The following is a 15,396-nucleotide window of genomic DNA, read 5'->3' as shown; positions in this document are numbered from 1 at the left end:
ACTAAATCTTACCTCTTACCTCTTACCTCTTACCTTACCCCTTACCCCTTACCTCTTACATGTCCACCACCTCTCCCTCCAGATCATAATCAAAAGCTTTTGTAATGCGCACCATTACAAATTCCCCGATGGGCAATTTCTTGCCCGTATTAATCACAACTTCGTTATCTACTTCCACACTGTCAAATTCAGTACGTCCAAGATATCGGCCTGCTTCTTTCTTATCAATGATCACTTTTAAAACCTGCCCAACTTTCTCCTGGTTTTTCTCCAGACTGATCTCCTGCTGCACTTCCATGATCTCCTGTGCACGCGCTTCTTTTTCTTCGGCAGGAACATCATCCACCAAGCCATGTGCGCTTGTATTCTCCTCATGCGAATAGGTGAATATACCAACCCTGTCAAACCGCATGCGACGAAGGAAATCTTTCAGTTCTTCAACATCCTCCCTTGTTTCACCAGGAAAGCCAGCTATAAGCGTTGTACGTATACATATACCTGGAACTTTTGCACGAATATCTGCAATCAATAATTCCATTTCTTCACGTGTGATCTGACGCTTCATAGCTTTCAGCATATTATTGGAAGCATGCTGTAAAGGCATATCGAGATAATTGCAGATATTTTTCCGCTCACGCATCACATCAAGCATCTCAATGGGAAACTTTGATGGATAGGCATAATGGAGACGGATCCATTCAAGTCCCTCCACATCTGCAAGACTGTTCAATAGTTCATTCAATTGCCTTTTCTTATAAAGATCCAATCCGTAGTAGGTAAGTTCCTGCGCAATCAGCATTACTTCTTTAACACCCTTTCTCACTAAGCCTTCCGCTTCTTTCACCAACTCTTCAATAGGCCGGCTTACATGCGCTCCACGCATCAGCGGGATGGCACAAAAGGAGCAGGTACGATTACAGCCTTCTGATATTTTCAGATAGGCGTAATGACGTGGTGTGGCAAGCATTCTTTCCCCCAACAATTCAGCCTTGTAATCGGCTTCCATTTCTTTCAGGATAAGAGGCAGTTCCATAGTACCAAACCAGGCATCCACTTCAGGGATCTCTTTTTCCAGATCATCGCGGTAGCGCTGGCTAAGGCAGCCTGTAACATAAACTTTATCAAGTTTACCTTTTTTCTTAAGCGAAACCTGGTCGAGAATGGTATTAACTGATTCTTCCTTTGCTTTATCAATGAAGCCGCAGGTATTCACGACCACTATATTATGATCGAGTTTGGTATTCTCATGAACAACATCAATAGCATTAGCCATAAGCTGTCCACTCAGCACTTCACTATCCACCATATTCTTACTACAACCGAGTGTAATGATATTAACCTTGTTATTCCTGAGCGTTCTGACTTTCATGCCATTTAAAAATTGGCTGCAAAGGTAACCATTTTCATCGTTAGCATATAACCTGAATCCATCATATTATAACCCATAAAATATAGGAAATCATGCAATTAAAGAGATCATAAACCGTTATTGGGAAATATTTGGCATAATTTTTTTAACACCTCTTTCAAAACCACTGATATGAAAAAATGGATGATGGCCCTGACTGTTGTAGCAGGCCTGGCGTTGGCTCAGAATGCAAACGCACAAGCAATGGGCAGTGAGTACCGCACAGCACTCGGCGTAAAATTCTATCCGGGAGCCTTAACCCTCAAGCACTTTACCGGTAATAACCGTGCTTTGGAAGGTATTGCCTCTTTCTGGAAGCATGGCTTCCGTTTTACCGGCCTTTATGAAATACATGGAGACATTAATGGTGCTCCCGGACTAAAATGGTATGTTGGTCCAGGTGCCCACCTCGGTGTTTACAACAAGGGCTGGTATTACAGGGATGACGAGGATAAGTATTATGGTGATGGCGACATGTCATTTGGTATAGATGGAGTACTTGGACTTGATTATAAGATCAAGAGTGCGCCTATCAACCTGAGTATTGACTGGCAGCCATATTTTGAAATCGCCAAGTATCCCCATTTCGGAAACTGGGGTGGTTTCGCAGTACGTTATACTTTTTAATCAGAGCCTGATAATGAAAAGTAAATGCCCCAGCAATGGGGCATTTTTATTTATAAGATTTCTAGCCTAAGGAGAATAGGCTGTCTACAAATTCATGTTTATCGAATACCAGAAGATCTTCCATCTTCTCACCCATGCCGATGAACTTAACTGGAATTTTGAACTGATTTGCAATGGCAAGAACAACACCACCTTTTGCGGTACCATCAAGTTTAGTGATAGCTATAGCAGTAACATCAGTAGTTGCCGTGAAGTGTTTAGCCTGCTCCAATGCATTCTGGCCGGTTGATCCATCCAGTACAAGTAAAACCTCATGAGGAGCATCAGGAATCACCTTCTGAACAGAACGGCGGATCTTAGCAAGTTCCTCCATCAGGTGTGCCTTGTTATGAAGACGACCAGCGGTATCAATAATGATCACTTCTGTTTCGCGCGATACACCACTGGCTACAGCGTCAAATGCCACTGCCGCAGGATCAGAGCCCATAGCCTGCTTTACAATAGGTACACCCACCCGCTCACTCCAGATAGTAAGCTGGTCAACTGCTGCTGCCCTGAATGTATCGGCAGCACCAAGCAATACAGATTTACCAGCTTTCTTGAAATTATAAGCGAGCTTACCAATGGTGGTGGTTTTACCAACACCATTTACGCCAACCACTAATATCACATAAGGTTTTGATGGCAATGCTGATTGGAAAGAATAACTATTGCTTTCCGGCGCATCTACAAGAACTCCCCGGATCTCATCCTGCAAAATTCCGTTGAGCTCTGATGTATTAAGATATTTATCACGCGCTACTCTTTTTTCAACCCTGTCTATGATCTGAACCGTGGTATCAATACCCACATCAGCGCTAACAAGTGCCTCCTCCAGACTGTCGAGCACTTCTTCATCAACAGTTGTTTTTCCTGCTACTGCTTTAGTGATCTTGTTGAGAAAACTTTCTTTTGTTTTCTGCAATCCCTGGTCGAGTGTTTCCTTTTCCTTCTTGCCGAATATCTTATCAAAAAATCCCATTGCCGGTAAATTGTTAGGATAAATAAATGTTATACGGGATAAAACAGAAAAAGCTGTCCGGTATAATACAGAACAGCTCAAAAAGAGTACCAATGGAACCCTTAATTATTTTTCACCCAGGAAATCCTTGATCTTCTCCTTGTGGACGATCGACTCCTTAAAGGTGTATGCACCAGTCTTTGGACTGCGAACAGCTTTGATGACCTTAGTCCAGTTCTTAGCTTCTGCTGCTGCCTTCTGGTCTTTGGTCTTGATCGCCGTTTTTGCTGCTTTTGCCATTGTATAATGAATTAGAAAATGAGTAAATCAGGTTGACGCGTCTTACTTGATCTCTTTATGTACAGTTACCTTCTTCAGGATCGGGTTGTACTTTTTCAACTCCAGACGCTCAGGAGTGTTCTTTTTGTTCTTGGTAGTGATATAACGGCTTGTGCCCGGCTGACCACTTGTTTTGTGCTCGGTACATTCCATAATCACCTGAACTCTGTTACCTTTCTTTGCCATTGTTGATCGGTTTTATAGTTACCCGCGGTTAGGCGGACTACTCTAATTTAGATTTTCGCTCCTTTCGCTCTCAGATCCTTCACAACTGATAAAAGACCATTCTTGTTGATAGTACGCAGTCCTTCTGCAGAAAGCTTAAGTGTGATCCACTTATCTTCTTCTGCCAAATAAAAGCGCTTCGTCAACAGGTTCGGAAGGAACCTGCGTTTTGTTTTAATATTCGAGTGAGATACGCGGTGACCAGTGATCGGCGTCTTACCCGTAACCTGACATACTCTAGCCATGACTGTCAAAATTTAGGACGGCAAAGGTAGGAGAAAATCCCGTAATTAAAAATTCATTTCTGCAATTTTTTCCTGCCGCGCGGCAAAGATAGTGAATGCGGGTGGTTCGCCCATTCAGCGCTTTTACCTAATTTCAACCATCCGCAGCCGCCCCCTTCAAGGGTTTTAAATGGCTGATAATGATTGACATGGATGGAAAAAGAAAAACAATTGCGAGGGATATCAGCTGGTTATCATTCAATGGCAGGGTATTGCAGGAGGCAGCCGATGCTACTGTTCCCCTTCGCGAACGGATCCGTTTCCTGGGAATATTCTCCAATAATCTGGACGAATTTTTCAGGGTAAGGGTAGCCACCCTCCGGAGAATGATAGAATTGGGAAGCAAAAAAGTGCGCATCAATATGCACTTAGAGCAGGCCCCGGAAAAGATCCTGGAAGATATAATGATCACTGTTCTGCAGCAGCAGAATGAATTCAACCAGATCTGGGAGCAGATCAGGCGGGAAATGGAAAAAGAGAAGATCTTTTTCATCAACGAAAAACAACTCAATAAAGAACAGCGGGTTTTCGTGAAACAGTATTTTGAAGATGAGGTGAGGGTCAATACTATTCCGCTCATGATCGAACATATTCCGCAACTGCCTTACCTCCGCGATAAATCCATTTACCTGGGTGTTTTGATGAGCAGGAAAAGCAGCCATTTTGAGCAGAAATATGCACTTATTGAAGTGCCAACAAAAGCGCTGGGCCGATTTGTTCAACTTCCTGCACCTGCTGGAGAAAAGCATATCATTCTTCTGGAAGATGTGATCCGATTCAACCTTCCGGCAGTATTTTCCTATTTCGGATATGAAAGATTTGAGGCTTGGGTATTCAAGGTTACAAAAGATGCTGAGATAGATATCGATAATGATGTAAGCACTACACTGATCCAAAAAATTGAGAAAGGGGTTAAGAACCGTCGAAAAGGAAAACCAGTTCGGTTTGTATACGATAAGGAGATGGATGCAACGCTCCTTGAATACCTGATGCGCAGGATGAATCTCACGCGAAAGGACAATCTCATACCCGGAGGAAGGATCCATAATTTTAAACATTTCATGGATTTTCCGGATATTTTTCAACGGCGTTCACAAAGGAAAAAGCCTTTCCAGCACCAATTGCTGGCGGGAACAGCAAGGGTTACTGATGTGATCCTTGAGAAAGATATCCTCCTCAGTTTTCCCTATCATTCCTTTAACCCGGTAATTGACCTCCTTAGGGAATCAGCCATTGATCCTGACGTTGTTTCTATAAAAGTTACCGCCTACAGGCTTGCAGAGAATTCAAGGATTATCAATGCACTTATCAATGCCGTGCGCAATGGTAAGCAGGTAACGGTAATGATTGAACTAAGAGCACGTTTTGAAGAAGAAGCCAATCTTGAATGGAAAGACAGATTGGAGCTGGAGGGGGTGAAAGTACTTATCGGCATACCGAATATGAAAGTGCATGCGAAGGCCTGCATCATTAGAAAAAGGATACAGAACCGCACCATTCAATATGGATTTGTAAGCACGGGCAACATGAATGAAAGCACGGCAAAAGTTTATGGTGATCATTGCCTGCTCACCTCACACCGGGGCATTATGGCCGATATCAACCGGCTCTTCCTTTATCTTGAAAAACACAGAACACAACCTGATATTTTAAAAGGGTGCAAAACACTTCTACCCTGCCCCCTCATCCTTCGCAGAGAACTACTAAAGTTAATTGCAGCAGAAATACGATATGCGAAAAAGAAAAAGCCAGCAGGTATACTGCTCAAGATGAATTCCCTGTCAGATGAAACGCTGATAGAAAGACTCTATGAAGCGGCCAGAGCAGGTGTAAAAGTTCAACTGATTGTGAGGGGAATATTCTGTATGTTTTCAGAGAGTAAAAAATATAAACGTCCCATCAAAGCTATCAGCATCGTGGATGAATACCTGGAGCATGCAAGGGTCTTCATTTTCCACAACGGAGGCAAAGAGAAAGTTTATATATCTTCGGCAGACTGGATGGTGCGCAACCTCGATCACCGTGTAGAGATCACCTGCCCGATACTTGATGAAGACCTTAAAAGAGTGTTGAAAAATATGCTTTCCATCCAGCTTAGTGATAATGTAAAAGCCAGGATCCTTGATAATTCACTTCGCAATAAATATGTGAGAACTGAAGGAAATAAGGTGAGGAGCCAGGTAGAACAATATAACTACCTGCAGGCTAAGCTGACCAAAATGATCTTGCAGGCCGACCCATTAACGGAACCTGTCATTTATTCAAGGTTAATTGATAAAACCGAAAAAACAAATTGAGATTAGCCGCAATCGATATAGGAAGCAATGCCGCCCGGTTACTGATCACTGAAGTGGTGCAGGATGCCGACGGTAAAGACAGGTTCAATAAACTTAACCTGGTAAGGGTGCCACTGCGTTTGGGATTTGATGTGTTCGAAACGCAGACCATCTCTCCTGAAAAAGAAGAACATATCATCAAGACCATAAAAGCCTATCGGGCGCTCATTGATGTTTATGGCGTTACTGAATACATCGCCTGCGCCACCTCGGCAATGCGTGATGCAAAGAATGCAGCGCCAATAATAGAGCATATAAAAAAAGATACGGGAATAGAAATCAAAGTTATCAGTGGCGATGAAGAGGCTTCTTTTATTTATGAGAATCATATTGCTGAAAACCTCGATAAGGATCACTCCTACCTGTACATTGATGTAGGTGGCGGATCCACTGAACTAACTTTTTTCAGTGACGGTCAACTTGTGTTTAAACAATCCTTCAATATTGGCACCATCCGTTTGCTGAAAAACCAGGTGGAAGAAAAGAAATGGGATGAGATGAAAGACTTTATCCGCAGTAAGGTAAAAGGCTTTAAAGAGATCACCTGTATTGGCTCGGGCGGTAATATCAACAAGGTATTCTCCATGTCTAAGAAAAAAGATGGAAAGCCATTGCCGGCGGAGCTGTTGAAAGATTATTACAAGGAACTGAGTAGTTTTTCTGTAGTTGACAGGATGCGCATCTATAATCTTCGGGAAGACCGTGCCGACGTGATAGTACCTGCACTTAGTATATACGTGAATGTTATGCGCTGGGCAGATGCCAAAGAAATCTATGTTCCTAAGATTGGCCTGGCAGATGGTCTTATCCATATTCTTTATGAGAAGATCAAAGGAGAAAAACGAAAAAAATAACATCATCAAAAGTTTTCCATGTCTGTTCATACTGAAGTAAAAAAAGTAACGACAAATACGCTGCTTAAAATGAAAGCAGCCGGTGAAAGGATATCCATGCTCACCGCCTACGATTATTCCTTTGCCCGTCTTTTTGATGCAGCGGGAATTGATGTGATATTGGTAGGTGACTCGGCCAGCAATGTTATGGCAGGGCATGAAACAACAGTGCCTATCACTATTGAACAGATGATCTACCATGCCCAGAGTGTGGTAAGGGGAATAGACCGATGCCTGGTTGTTGTAGATCTGCCTTTCGGAACATATCAGTCGAACCCCGACATTGCCCTCGCCTCTGCTATCAGGGTGATGAAAGAGACGGGAGGGCATAGTATTAAACTGGAAGGCGGTGAAGAAGTTGTTGAGAGCATTCGCCGCATTGTAAGGGCAGGCATACCGGTTATGGGTCACCTTGGACTCACACCACAATCGATATATAAATTCGGAACCTATACTGTTCGGGCAAAGGAAGAGGAAGAGGCTGAGAAGCTCCGCAAAGACGCCCTTCTCCTCCAGGAAGCCGGATGCTTCGCTATTGTGCTTGAAAAGATTCCGGCACAACTCGCTAAAGAAGTTTCTGAAAGTCTGCATATCCCCACTATTGGTATTGGTGCCGGTAAATTCTGCGATGGCCAGGTATTGGTAATGCATGATATGCTTGGGATAAATAATGATTTCAATCCCCGTTTCCTGCGCAAATACCTGAATATGCACGACCAGGTGATTGCTGCGGTGCAGCATTATATCGAGGATGTACGCAGCCATGATTTCCCGAATGAACAGGAGCAATACTGAAACCTAAAGCGTACATTTGACGGCTAAAAAATAGCTTGTCATGGAATTTCTCAAAGCACTGGGAATAGAAGGGCTTAACAAAGGCACTTCTACAGGATCAGAATGGATAGAATCAAAAGGAGAAAAAATCATTTCCTACTCCCCTGCCGATGGTAAAGAGATCGGAACAGTCATTTCAACCACCCGCGAAGAATATGACCAGGTCATAGAAACTGCCAGCCAGGCATTTCTGGAATGGCGTACATGGCCTGCACCACGCAGGGGTGAGATCGTTCGGCAGATCGGCGAAGCATTAAGAGCAAACAAAGAATCACTCGGGCAACTGGTTTCCTATGAAATGGGAAAAAGTTTACAGGAAGGTCTGGGTGAGGTACAGGAGATGATCGATATCTGTGATTTTGCTGTTGGACTATCAAGGCAACTCCATGGACTTACCATGCACAGTGAAAGGCCCAGCCACAGGATGTATGAACAATGGCATCCGCTGGGTATTGTGGGGGTTATCAGCGCCTTTAATTTTCCCGTGGCTGTGTGGAGCTGGAACGCTATGCTGGCTTGGGTTTGCGGTAACGTTTGTGTGTGGAAGCCATCAGAAAAAGTTCCGCTTTGCTCTATAGCCTGCCAGAATATAGTGAATGAAGTTTTCAGTAAGAATAATGTTCCTGAAGGGGTAAGTTCAATTGTTAATGGAGGCCGCGAATTAGGTGAATGGCTTTCCCATGACAATCGTGTTCCCCTCATTTCTGCCACAGGCTCTACCCGCATGGGAAAGGCTGTTGGTGCAGCCGTTGGCGCCCGCTTAGGCAAAAGCATCCTCGAACTCGGCGGAAATAATGCCATCATAATTTCAAAAGATGCAGACCTCGACATGTCACTGATCGGGGCAGTTTTCGGGGCTGTGGGAACTGCCGGTCAGCGTTGCACTTCAACCCGCCGGCTGATCATTCATGAGTCGGTTTATGACAGCTTTAAGGAAAAACTGGTGAAAGCCTATAGCCAGTTGCGTATCGGTGATCCCCTTAACCAGAATAACCATGTTGGTCCGCTTATAGATAAGGATGCTGTAAAACAATATCTTGAATCCATTGACAAATGCAAGGCTGAGGGAGGCAATTTTATTGTTGAAGGAGGCGTTGTTGAAGGCCCGGAATTTGCAAGTGGATGTTATGTGAAGCCATGCATTGCAGAAGCAGGAAACCACTTCAGGATCGTACAACATGAAACCTTCGCTCCTATCCTGTACATCATGAAATATAGTACCCTTGAGGAGGCCATTGCCTACCAGAACGGGGTGCCGCAGGGATTATCCTCGGCCATCATGACGCTGAACCTCAGGGAGGCTGAACTGTTTCTTTCACATGGCGGAAGTGATTGTGGAATAGCAAATGTTAATATTGGAACCAGTGGGGCAGAGATCGGTGGAGCCTTTGGCGGCGAAAAAGAAACAGGTGGCGGTAGGGAAAGTGGTAGCGATGCATGGAAAGCCTATATGCGCAGGCAAACCAATACGATCAATTATGGAACCAGCCTTCCACTGGCCCAGGGAATAAAGTTCGACCTTTGATAAAATGTAAAAATTATTGGATCGGTAAACTATTTTTTCAAATTAAGCGTCTCTTTGTATTAGTAAATTAAATTTTTGACTGCATGAAGCAATTTCTCCTAATCCCTGCCGGGATTCTCCTCGCCGCCCTCAGTGTGGGACAGGCATCCGGACAGGGCAGCACCGCCCCCGTGAAAAAAGATCTCCCTAAAGGCTGGCATCTTTCCGACAAGGAAAAAGATGGCTTTTATGGAATCAGCCTCGATAAAGCCTATGAATTTGTTAAAGGCAAGACTTCTAAAACAGTTGTTGTTGCCGTGATTGATTCAGGTATCGATACACTTCATGAAGACCTTAAGCCCGTGCTTTGGGTCAATTCAAAAGAAATACCCGGTAATGGTATTGATGATGATAAGAACGGCTATGTAGATGATGTACATGGCTGGAATTTTTTGGGTGGCAAAGACGGTAGAAACGTTAAGAAAGACAGCTATGAGGCGGCTCGTGTATACCATAATGGCAAGGCAAAATTTGACAAGCCCGATATGGATGCAAATAATCTTAACAAGGAAGAGCAGGAAGAATATGCCATGTGGCTTAAAGCGAAAATGAAAGTGGAAGGCGATGCCGGCGGCGGTGGTGCTGACCTTGTTTTCATGAAGCGCGCACTGGAAAGCAGTTTAAAAAATGACAGTCTGGTAAAACAGGCCATGGGCAAAACCAGCTATACAGGTAAGGATCTTGAAAGCTTCTCCCCTTCCACTCCGGAGGGACAGAAAGCAAAATCAGGCATGCTCTATATCCTGAAAGCTTTCAATATGATGGAAACCCCTAATACTGAATTCCTGGAAGGATTTGAAGATTATGTAAGTGGTGAAGAAAGAAAGAAAGAGGCGATGGATAAGGCGCCGGAAGACTATCGCGGCGAGATCGTGAAAGACAATTATTATGATTTTAATGATCGCTTTTACGGCAATAATGACGTGATGGCGAATACTCCATTCCATGGTACCCACGTGGCCGGAATCATTGCCGCAAAAAGAAATAATGGTCTTGGTATGGATGGTATAGCAGACAATGTTCGCATTATGGCCATCAGGGCTGTTCCGGATGGTGATGAGCACGACAAAGACGTTGCCCTTGCCATCAGGTATGCAGTGGATAATGGCGCCAAGGTGGTGAACATGAGCTTCGGAAAAAGTTTCTCCCCCGAAAAGAAGTGGGTGGATGAAGCGGTAAAATATGCCGCCAGCAAAGGAGTTCTCCTTGTACATGCTGCAGGAAACGATGGCTCCAATGTTGATTCGGTAGATAATTTCCCGAATGCAACGCTCAAGCACCTCGGCGAGCGTGCATCCAACTGGATCACAGTTGGTGCCAGCAGTGATCCGCTTGCAGAGCCCCAGTTCAAGAGTGTAACAGCTTCCTTCTCCAATTATGGTAAAGCTGAAGTTGATGTATTCGCTCCGGGCACTAAAATATACTCTACCATTCCCGGCGGTAATACCTATGGCAATGCGCAGGGAACGAGCATGGCTTCTCCTGTTGTTGCAGGTGTAGCTGCCTTCCTGTTGAGTTATTTCCCTAACCTTACCCCTGAGCAGGTAAAGATGGTGATTGAAAAGTCAGCTACCACTCCCGATATCAAAGTGAAAATTCCGGGTACAGATGAGATCACTGACCTGGCATCTATAAGCAAATCAGGGGGATTGTTGAATGCATTTGAAGCAACCAAACTGGCAGCTTCTTTAAATGCAACAGCACCACCAAAAACAACGCCTAAATCAACCTTGAAAAAGGGCAATAAAGGCTAGTGACCGCATAAAAAAATGTCATTCATGCCCGCCCACCGGCGGGCATGTTGTTTTAAAGGGAGTGAATGCTGCAAAAACAGGTCATTCGTGCCATACGGGGGGTGTCATTCGTGACAGTCCGCCTGGGTTCTCCCTGACTCCCGCCCGGGTTTTTATAGGGTTTTCATAGGGTTTTTAAGGACTACCCAGGCACTCTCAAGGCACTCTCAAAGGACTCTCACCCAGGTCGCCCTGATGGACTGCTAACCCTCTGGCATCAGCCTGTTTGATAACATTGCTACAGCATTTAAAATATTAAATTTGTTGTCCTACTGATTCAAAAACAATTAATACCCAATATTTATGTCCACCTACCATCTCCTCTATGCGCCTTTCTATGAAAACTATATCCAACTTGCCACCAAACATGGAAAGATCTCAAAGGCGCTTAAGCAGAATACAAAAGATCTAATCAGCGTGCTTGAGAATATACCCCGTAAAAAAATCGATTACGCCTATGGGGAAGGAAAATGGACTATCAAGCAACTGGTTCAGCATATGATTGATGCTGAGCGAGTATTTGCCTACAGGGCTTTAAGATTTGCACGATATGACCAAACACCCCTCGCCGGATTTGATGAGAACAAATGGGCTGAAAATGCTGACGTATCGGCAAGGGGATGGAAGGAGATGCTGCGCGAATTCAGTCAGTTGCGCAAGAGCAATATCCAGATGGTTGCTTCCTTCTCCAAAGAAGAACTGGCTGCAACCGGCACTGCCAGCGAAAAAGAGATCAGTGTAGCCGCCCTCTGTTTTATCATTGCCGGCCATGCAGAACATCACCTGAATATATTGAAGGAACGCTATCTGTAGCAACAACCTTGCCCGGGGTCCCTATCTGGTCCCTATCTGGTCCCTATTCTCCGGTTGAAAAACAATAGGCCGTCTCAATATTGAGACGGCCTATTGTTTTTCAACTATACTATCTAAAATCAGTTCGAATTATTCCTTTCCAAATGCGAGGTTCTTCTGGAAGATCATATCATTCACGGCATTGATCGTTTCATCCAGATAGATATCATTGCGGAGATTTTTCTTCCAGTTCTTGTAACGCTCAAGTTTATCGGCATCAGAAGAGAAACGGTCGAGCGCACCGGGAAGATCGTCAACAGTAAGCTCCTTGGAGAGCTTATTAAGTGTTTCGAGTTGCTTCACGGTAGAACTTATCTTCTGCTTGTTTTCCCTGAACTTCTGCAGGTTGAGTGAATAGACCTTATCATTCTGTGCAGCCAGCCAATCGGTATTGGTTTTGATCAGGTTGAAAGCCGGGTTATTATCTACTCTCACCTGGCTGTTCTTACTAACCATTTCCATATCATAAGGAGCTTTCCAGAGTATGTAAGGTGCTTTAGCAACCTCATCCCATGGCAGTGCATCCGGATCATCTTTTTCACGCAGCTTCGACTTTTCAAATATATCCGGCAGGATGATATCTGAGCTCACACCTTTCAACTGGGTAGAGCCGCCATTGATGCGGTAAAATTTCTGCAGGGTAAGCTTAATAGTACCCAGCTCACTATTGGAAGTGAACATGCCGGTTTCCTTATCCAGCCCAATATTCCGCTGAACGGTTCCCTTACCATAGGTGGTGGTGCTTCCCAGCACGATACCACGTTTATAGTCCTGGATGGCGGCAGCAAATATCTCTGAAGCAGAAGCGCTGAACTCATTCACCATTACAGCCAGCGGACCATCATAGAGGAGTGACTTATCACGGTCGCGCAAAACACTTGGTCTTCCATCACGGTCTTTAACCTGAACGATAGGGCCTTCTTCAATAAAGAGTCCGGCCATCTGAACAACATCATATAAAGAACCACCACCATTATTTCTAAGGTCGATGATTATACCATCAACTTTTTGCTCTTTAAGTTTGATCACTTCCTTGGCCACATCAGCGCCACTTCTTGCCCCTTTAGGATCATCAAATGCAGCATAGAATTCAGGGAGGAATATATATCCGATCTTGCTCTTACCATTTCCTACAATAGCACTCCGTGCGAAGGTTTCATCCTGAACGATCTCGTCGCGGATGATGGTAACGATCTTAACTGACCCGTCTGCTTTACGAAGATGCAGACGCACCTCAGTTCCTTTTTTACCACGTATGATCTTAACCGCATCTTCCACTGCATATCCCGCAAGGTCAGCGGGCTCTTCCGCTCCCTGGGCAACCTTAAGAACAACATCCCCCACTGTTATCTCACCTGTTTTCCAGGCGGGACTTCCACTAATCACAGAGGCGATCTTGATATTGCCATCCTCCTCACGGAGGGATGCACCGATACCAAAGAACCGGCCACTCATCTGCTCGTCAAAGTATCTTTTATCAACCGGAGGGAAAAAGGTGGTATGGGGATCCATCGCATTGGTAACCGTATTCACATATTGGTTGAAACGGTCGTCGTCACTGTATTTAAGCTTGAGGCGATCAAACATCCTGGTTGCAATCCGAACAACTTTCTCACGGGCTTCTTTCTCCAGCTCGGCATTGCTGCGAACTTCAAATCCCTGCTTTCCCTTATTTTTTTCCTGTACTTCCAGCTGGTCAGAAAATCTTTCCAGCGTCATATATTTCCAGCGCTTACGCCATCTTTCTTTTCTTTCAGCATCCGCTTTGGTGAACTCTAATTTTTCAGAATCCATTACGATTGTTTCATCGGTACTGAAATCAAAGGGCTTTGATAAAATCTCTTTGGTGAATGCTTCAGCTTCCAGGATCCTCTTTTTATAGAGAGCAGAAACTGCCGGCACAAAAGCTACTTCCGCGCCATTGATCTCATCATCAAGCGAGGTCTCGAATTTTTTCAATTGCTGAACATCCTGCAGCATAAGGATATTCTTTTCCGCATCTACCACACCAAGGAACTTGGTGAAGATTTCGCGGGAGAAATCATCATTAACTTTTTTAGGACTGTAGTGTACTTCCTGGAGGATGTCACCTACGTTGTGAAGAATCTTTTCATATTTGCCGGGAGGATTGGCACTATTGGTTCCCATAGAACTAAAACCAAAGAAAAGAGCACCAATCAACAAGACCGCCAGCACGGGTAAGCTTTTTTTACTGAACATATAATCAACCAGTTTTTGCATTGTATCAAAAATAACGATAAATCATCTCGGCTTGTTGCCATAGGCAGGCAATTAACATGTGATTATGATGAATGGCAGCGTATATTTTTCTATCAACTTGCAACTGTTTCAAATTTTTGACTATTTTTGTGCCCCTTTGGAAATAATCAAGTTTCTGAAAGGATCCTGGAGGTTGTAGCTCAGTAGGTTAGAGCGTCAGTTTGTGGCACTGAAGGCCGTGGGTTCGAGACCCATCAGCCTCCCATCTTTCCCTCACTTCGGTGAGGGATTTTAATTTAAATGAAGCATGAATTACTGGCTATTACTCATCCCCGTCATCTCTGCCTTTATTGGTTGGTTTACCAACTGGATCGCGATCAAAATGCTCTTTCATCCAAGGGAGCCATTTAAATTCCTTGGACTTACCATCCAGGGCATCTTTCCCAAGCGGCAGCAGCAGTTCGCAGAAAAACTCGGAAAGCTGGTTAGTGAAGAACTACTGTCCTTTAAGGATATCTCACATAAGATCACAGATCCTTCCAACCTCGACCAATTGCTTCCTTATGTTGAGGATCATATAGATAATTTCCTCAAGGTAAAGCTCAAGGAGTCGATGCCGGTTGTTGGCATGTTCATTGGGGATAAAACAGTAGGGCAATTAAAGGCGGTGTTTGTGGAAGAACTCAGGGAGCTTTTCCCAACCCTGATGGAAAGATATATGGTGAGCCTGCAGGAGCAACTTGACCTTGAAAAAATAGTTGTTGAAAAGGTGAGATCTTTTTCCAGTGATAAACTCGAAGAGATATTACTCCAGATCATGGCCAAAGAGTTTCGTTTCGTTGAAATACTTGGCGGTGTTGTGGGACTGCTCATCGGAATGGTTCAGGTTGCCATTACCTATTTTGCCGCCTGATCAGGCTAAGTGTTACCATTTATACCTTTATAACCCCATTTATCCCACCCGGTAAACATTAGCCCGACTTAGTTGTCTAATACCATTCATCATAATGCGGGGAGTCGG

At 44.3% G+C, this 15,396-nt stretch carries 14 protein-coding genes and 1 tRNA gene; 9 read left to right on the top strand and 6 right to left on the bottom strand.

The features are described 5' to 3' along the window. Window positions 1–55 precede the first annotated feature (55 nt). Entirely contained in the window at window positions 56–1,369 is a 1,314-nt protein-coding gene (rimO, locus tag V6M43_RS09740) for a 30S ribosomal protein S12 methylthiotransferase RimO (RefSeq protein WP_332734741.1), read from the bottom strand. A 171-nt stretch (window positions 1,370–1,540) separates the two neighbouring features. Between rimO and V6M43_RS09735 the strand changes: the two genes are divergently transcribed. Beyond that, window positions 1,541–2,035: a hypothetical protein gene (locus tag V6M43_RS09735; protein ID WP_332734739.1), complete on the top strand. Its 495-nt coding sequence runs from the start codon at window positions 1,541–1,543 to the stop codon at window positions 2,033–2,035. Window positions 2,036–2,096: 61 nt separating this feature from the next. On the opposite strand, the gene ftsY is transcribed toward V6M43_RS09735, so the two are convergent. The 4 genes from ftsY to rpmB all read right to left on the bottom strand — a co-directional run bounded on the left by ftsY (window position 2,097) and on the right by rpmB (window position 3,844). Further along, the gene (gene ftsY / locus V6M43_RS09730; RefSeq protein ID WP_332734737.1) at window positions 2,097–3,056 is read right to left on the bottom strand and encodes a signal recognition particle-docking protein FtsY; all 960 of its coding nucleotides are present in this window, start codon (window positions 3,054–3,056) and stop codon (window positions 2,097–2,099) included. 105 nt (window positions 3,057–3,161) lie between these two features. Next, window positions 3,162–3,335: a DUF4295 family protein gene (locus V6M43_RS09725; protein WP_072037623.1), complete on the bottom strand. Its 174-nt coding sequence runs from the start codon at window positions 3,333–3,335 to the stop codon at window positions 3,162–3,164. A 42-nt stretch (window positions 3,336–3,377) separates the two neighbouring features. Continuing rightward, the gene (gene rpmG, locus V6M43_RS09720) at window positions 3,378–3,560 is read right to left on the bottom strand and encodes a 50S ribosomal protein L33 (protein ID WP_039132552.1); all 183 of its coding nucleotides are present in this window, start codon (window positions 3,558–3,560) and stop codon (window positions 3,378–3,380) included. Between the two features lie 47 nt (window positions 3,561–3,607). After that, window positions 3,608–3,844, bottom strand: a complete 237-nt coding sequence (gene rpmB, locus V6M43_RS09715; RefSeq protein ID WP_039132550.1) for a 50S ribosomal protein L28 — start codon at window positions 3,842–3,844, stop codon at window positions 3,608–3,610. A 179-nt stretch (window positions 3,845–4,023) separates the two neighbouring features. Here rpmB and ppk1 point away from each other — a divergent pair, with 179 nt between their 5' ends. From ppk1 to V6M43_RS09685, 6 genes are all read left to right on the top strand, one after another. After that, window positions 4,024–6,180, top strand: a complete 2,157-nt coding sequence (ppk1, locus tag V6M43_RS09710; protein WP_332734734.1) for a polyphosphate kinase 1 — start codon at window positions 4,024–4,026, stop codon at window positions 6,178–6,180. Continuing rightward, entirely contained in the window at window positions 6,177–7,073 is an 897-nt protein-coding gene (locus V6M43_RS09705) for a Ppx/GppA phosphatase family protein (RefSeq protein ID WP_332734732.1), read from the top strand. Before ppk1 ends, V6M43_RS09705 begins: the two co-directional genes overlap by 4 nt. A gap of 18 nt (window positions 7,074–7,091) precedes the next feature. Then, a complete protein-coding gene (gene panB / locus V6M43_RS09700; RefSeq protein ID WP_332734730.1) occupies window positions 7,092–7,907 on the top strand; it encodes a 3-methyl-2-oxobutanoate hydroxymethyltransferase in 816 nt (271 codons plus the stop codon). Between the two features lie 40 nt (window positions 7,908–7,947). Further along, window positions 7,948–9,471 (top strand): L-piperidine-6-carboxylate dehydrogenase, encoded by a 1,524-nt coding sequence (gene amaB, locus V6M43_RS09695; protein WP_332734728.1) that lies wholly within the window; start codon window positions 7,948–7,950, stop codon window positions 9,469–9,471. Between the two features lie 83 nt (window positions 9,472–9,554). After that, entirely contained in the window at window positions 9,555–11,264 is a 1,710-nt protein-coding gene (locus V6M43_RS09690) for a S8 family peptidase (RefSeq protein ID WP_332734726.1), read from the top strand. A gap of 342 nt (window positions 11,265–11,606) precedes the next feature. Continuing rightward, window positions 11,607–12,116, top strand: coding sequence for a DinB family protein (locus V6M43_RS09685; RefSeq protein WP_332734724.1), 510 nt, complete (start codon window positions 11,607–11,609; stop codon window positions 12,114–12,116). Window positions 12,117–12,245: 129 nt separating this feature from the next. On the opposite strand, the gene V6M43_RS09680 is transcribed toward V6M43_RS09685, so the two are convergent. Next, window positions 12,246–14,396 (bottom strand): carboxy terminal-processing peptidase, encoded by a 2,151-nt coding sequence (locus V6M43_RS09680; protein WP_332734722.1) that lies wholly within the window; start codon window positions 14,394–14,396, stop codon window positions 12,246–12,248. A 168-nt stretch (window positions 14,397–14,564) separates the two neighbouring features. Between V6M43_RS09680 and V6M43_RS09675 the strand changes: the two genes are divergently transcribed. Beyond that, a tRNA-His gene (locus V6M43_RS09675) sits at window positions 14,565–14,638 on the top strand. 44 nt (window positions 14,639–14,682) lie between these two features. Further along, entirely contained in the window at window positions 14,683–15,288 is a 606-nt protein-coding gene (locus V6M43_RS09670) for a DUF445 domain-containing protein (RefSeq protein WP_332734720.1), read from the top strand. Window positions 15,289–15,396 lie beyond the last annotated feature (108 nt).

Source organism: Flavihumibacter sp. (assembly GCF_036676075.1).
In the GTDB taxonomy this organism is placed as follows: Bacteria; Bacteroidota; Bacteroidia; order Chitinophagales; family Chitinophagaceae; genus Flavihumibacter.
The sequence above is the reverse complement of the archived record's forward strand: the minus strand, read 5'-3'. Positions and strand labels throughout refer to the sequence as shown.

What these genes read in the sequence shown, in the direction of transcription:
- rimO (WP_332734741.1), bottom strand. Translation starts at nt 1,369, where the DNA reads ATGAAAGTCAGAACGCTCAGGAATAACAAGGTTAATATCATTACACTC.
- V6M43_RS09685 (WP_332734724.1), top strand. Translation starts at nt 11,607, where the DNA reads ATGTCCACCTACCATCTCCTCTATGCGCCTTTCTATGAAAACTATATC.
- amaB (WP_332734728.1), top strand. Translation starts at nt 7,948, where the DNA reads ATGGAATTTCTCAAAGCACTGGGAATAGAAGGGCTTAACAAAGGCACT.
- ppk1 (WP_332734734.1), top strand. Translation starts at nt 4,024, where the DNA reads ATGATTGACATGGATGGAAAAAGAAAAACAATTGCGAGGGATATCAGC.
- rpmB (WP_039132550.1), bottom strand. Translation starts at nt 3,844, where the DNA reads ATGGCTAGAGTATGTCAGGTTACGGGTAAGACGCCGATCACTGGTCAC.
- V6M43_RS09725 (WP_072037623.1), bottom strand. Translation starts at nt 3,335, where the DNA reads ATGGCAAAAGCAGCAAAAACGGCGATCAAGACCAAAGACCAGAAGGCA.
- rpmG (WP_039132552.1), bottom strand. Translation starts at nt 3,560, where the DNA reads ATGGCAAAGAAAGGTAACAGAGTTCAGGTGATTATGGAATGTACCGAG.
- V6M43_RS09690 (WP_332734726.1), top strand. Translation starts at nt 9,555, where the DNA reads ATGAAGCAATTTCTCCTAATCCCTGCCGGGATTCTCCTCGCCGCCCTC.
- panB (WP_332734730.1), top strand. Translation starts at nt 7,092, where the DNA reads ATGTCTGTTCATACTGAAGTAAAAAAAGTAACGACAAATACGCTGCTT.
- V6M43_RS09680 (WP_332734722.1), bottom strand. Translation starts at nt 14,396, where the DNA reads ATGCAAAAACTGGTTGATTATATGTTCAGTAAAAAAAGCTTACCCGTG.
- V6M43_RS09670 (WP_332734720.1), top strand. Translation starts at nt 14,683, where the DNA reads ATGAATTACTGGCTATTACTCATCCCCGTCATCTCTGCCTTTATTGGT.
- ftsY (WP_332734737.1), bottom strand. Translation starts at nt 3,056, where the DNA reads ATGGGATTTTTTGATAAGATATTCGGCAAGAAGGAAAAGGAAACACTC.
- V6M43_RS09735 (WP_332734739.1), top strand. Translation starts at nt 1,541, where the DNA reads ATGAAAAAATGGATGATGGCCCTGACTGTTGTAGCAGGCCTGGCGTTG.